The organism is Halorubrum sp. SS7 (genome assembly GCF_005435055.1).
Lineage (GTDB): Archaea > Halobacteriota > Halobacteria > Halobacteriales > Haloferacaceae > Halorubrum > Halorubrum salinarum.
Genome location: NZ_SGXV01000338.1, coordinates 1 through 434 on the forward strand (window position 1 = coordinate 1; position 434 = coordinate 434).

A 434-nucleotide genomic window follows, 5' to 3' on the forward strand; every position below is an offset into this window, starting at 1 on the left:
GGACCTCCGACCGCCGGACGGACCCTCAGTTCGGCGGAAAACGGGTGTCGCGGCGGTCAACTCTCCTCCTCGTCGACCAACAGCGTGTTCCGTACCAGCGTGGCGATGCCGCGCCGGAGGCGTTCGGTCACGGCCTGGTCGGAGATGTCGAACGAGTCCGCGAGCTCCTGCGTGGATATCTCGCGCGGCAGCGAGTAGTACCCGGCGTCAACGGCGGCCGCGAGCGTCTCGCGCTGCGGGGACGTCAGCCCGTACCACGGACCGGCGTCGGGTTTCGTCGGGTTGTAGATTCGCGCGACCGACACCTCGATGTCCTCGTCGACGTAGTAGTCCTGAAACGCCGAGAGCGCCTCGTGGGTCGGGAAGCGGAGTTCGAACTCCCAGGCGTCGGCGGTGCCGGTCGCGCCGAGTACCACCGCGTCCAGGTCGAGGAT

The 434-nt window shown here is 68.2% G+C and carries 1 protein-coding gene; it reads right to left on the minus strand.

All coding sequences use genetic code 11. The annotated features are described in order from the left end of the window. Positions 1 to 56: 56 nt before the first annotated feature. Positions 57 to 434 (minus strand): helix-turn-helix domain-containing protein (locus EXE44_RS18280; RefSeq protein ID WP_137718066.1); only part of this gene is annotated, 378 nt, incomplete at its 5' end.